Origin of the sequence: Streptomyces corynorhini (assembly GCF_003346515.1) — a bacterium.
Taxonomy (GTDB): domain Bacteria; phylum Actinomycetota; class Actinomycetes; order Streptomycetales; family Streptomycetaceae; genus Streptomyces; species Streptomyces corynorhini.
In genome coordinates this window covers 1-2410 of record NZ_QQNA01000298.1, presented here as the reverse complement: position 1 = coordinate 2410, position 2410 = coordinate 1, and the positions used below count along the sequence as shown (strand labels likewise).

Here is a 2410-nt window from a genome sequence, read left to right as displayed (position 1 = left end):
CGACTCCGTAGGCGGTGAGGGAAGCGGTACGGGGGGTGGCGAGGGAAGCGGTACGGCGGGTGGCGAGGGAGGCGGTACGGGGGGTGGTGAGGGAGGCGGCGAAGGAGGCGGTACGGGAAGCCGCACCGGCTCCGGGCGTACCGGCTCCGGACATACCGGCTCCGGGCGTACCGGCTCCGGGCGCGCCGTCACCGTTCCCGTCATCCCCGTCCACGACCCCCGGCGCGACGGCGTGCAGGACGGGCTTTTCTGAGGCTCACAGTTTTCTCAGGGAATTCACAGGAAGAGGAAAGCGCGCTCTCAGACCGTTTGCCGAGGGTGACACCATGACCATCACCTCGCCCCGCGGGCGTTCCGAAATGCTCAGGCCGGACGGGAGCCCCGTACGGGTGCTCGTCGTCGACGACGAGGCGTCCCTCACGGAGTTGCTCTCCATGGCCCTGCGCTACGAGGGATGGGAGGTGCGCAGCGCCGGGGACGGCGCCGGTGCCGCCCGTACCGCGCGGGAGTTCCGGCCCGACGCCGTCGTGCTGGACGTGATGCTGCCCGACATGGACGGACTGGCGGTGCTCGGCCGGCTGCGGCGCGATCTGCCGCAGGTGCCGGTGCTGTTCCTCACCGCGAAGGACTCGGTGGAGGACCGCATCGCCGGGCTGACGGCGGGCGGCGACGACTACGTCACCAAGCCGTTCAGCCTGGAGGAGGTCGTGGCCCGGCTGCGCGGGCTGATCCGGCGCTCCGGCGCGGCCGACGTACGGAGCGAGTCGCTGCTCGTCGTCGGGGACCTCACCCTGGACGAGGACAGCCACGACGTGACGCGCGCCGGGCAGTCCATCCACCTGACCGCGACCGAGTTCGAGCTGCTGCGCTACCTCATGCGCAATCCGCGCCGCGTGCTCAGCAAGGCGCAGATCCTGGACCGGGTCTGGTCGTACGACTTCGGCGGCCAGGCCAACGTCGTGGAGCTGTACATCTCCTATCTGCGCCGGAAGATCGACGCGGGCCGCCCGCCGATGATCCACACCCGGCGCGGCGCGGGCTATCTGATCAAGCCGGGCGAGCAGCCGGGCGACGCCCCACGATGAGCGGGACCCGAGGCATGGACACGGGCATCGGCGGCGCGGGCCGACGGTGGTCGCTGCGGACCCGGCTGGTCGTGTCGGCGGTCCTGCTGATCGCCGTGGTGGCGTCGGTCATCGGGGCGGTCACCACGATCGCGTTCCGCTCCAAGCTGTACGACCAGCTCGACACCCAGGTGCACGCCATCGCCAAGCGGGCGGCCGGACCGCCGGTCGGCGAGGCCACGCCCGGCAGACCGTTCGGCGGGCCCCAGAACGGCGAGGACCCGCTCAAGATCGTGACGGGCGGCGGAGCGCAGGTCGGGACGGTCGGCGGCCAGGTCGGGACCGACAACACCATCAGCCGGGGGCTGCGCCTCGCGACGACCGAGAACGACAGTACGGGCCCGAAGATCACCGAGAAGGTGCTCACGACGGGCCAGAAGAACGCCCTCAACACCGTTCCCCAGGACGGGGACATGCACACCGTGACCCTGCCCGGCCTCGGTGACTACCGCGTCGAGTACATCACCGGCTCCAACGGCGCCTTCCTCGTGGGGGTGCCCCTCACCGAGGTGCAGGACAACCTCAACACCCTGGTGATCGTGGAGATCTGTGTCACCGTCGCCGGGCTGATCGCCGCCGGGATCGCCGGCAGCGCCCTGGTCGGCGTCGCGCTGCGACCGCTGCGCCGGGTCGCCAACACGGCCACCCGGGTCTCCGAACTCCCGCTGCACAGCGGCGAGGTGGCCCCGCTCGTCCGCGTCCCCGACTCCGAGTCCGACCCCCGTACGGAGGTGGGCCAGGTCGGCGCCGCGCTCAACCGGATGCTCGGGCACGTCGGCTCCGCGCTCGCCGCCCGGCAGGAGAGCGAGACGCGGGTACGGCAGTTCGTCGCCGACGCCAGCCACGAGCTGCGCACACCGCTCGCCTCGATCCGCGGCTACGCCGAACTCACCCGGCGCGGGCGCGAGGAGACCGGCCCCGACACCCGGTACGCGCTCGGGCGCATCGAGGCCGAGGCGGAGCGGATGACGGGGCTCGTCGAGAACCTGCTGCTGCTGGCCCGGCTGGACGCCGGACGCCCGCTCTCGTACGAGGCCACGGACCTCTCCCCGCTGGTCGTGGACGCGGTCAGCGACGCGCACGCCGCTGGACAGAGCCACCACTGGCGCCTCGAACTGCCCGAACCCGACGAGCCCGAGGCGGCGGTACGGGGCGACGCGCCCCGCCTGCAGCAGGTGCTCGTCAACCTCCTGGCCAACGCCCGTACGCACACCCCGCCCGGTACCACCGTGACCGCGCGCGTGCGCGTGACCGGCGCCCGGCCCGCGTACGCGGGCCGGGCGCCG

The 2410-nt window shown here is 72.6% G+C and carries 2 protein-coding genes; both read left to right on the top strand.

The features are described 5' to 3' along the window. The first annotated feature begins 326 nt into the window (after nucleotides 1-326). Nucleotides 327-1085: a response regulator transcription factor gene (locus DVH02_RS29710; RefSeq protein ID WP_114626950.1), complete on the top strand. Its 759-nt coding sequence runs from the start codon at nucleotides 327-329 to the stop codon at nucleotides 1083-1085. A 14-nt stretch (nucleotides 1086-1099) separates the two neighbouring features. Then, nucleotides 1100-2410, top strand: a 1311-nt coding sequence (locus DVH02_RS29705; RefSeq protein ID WP_199566462.1) for a sensor histidine kinase, incomplete at its 3' end; no start/stop codon positions are given.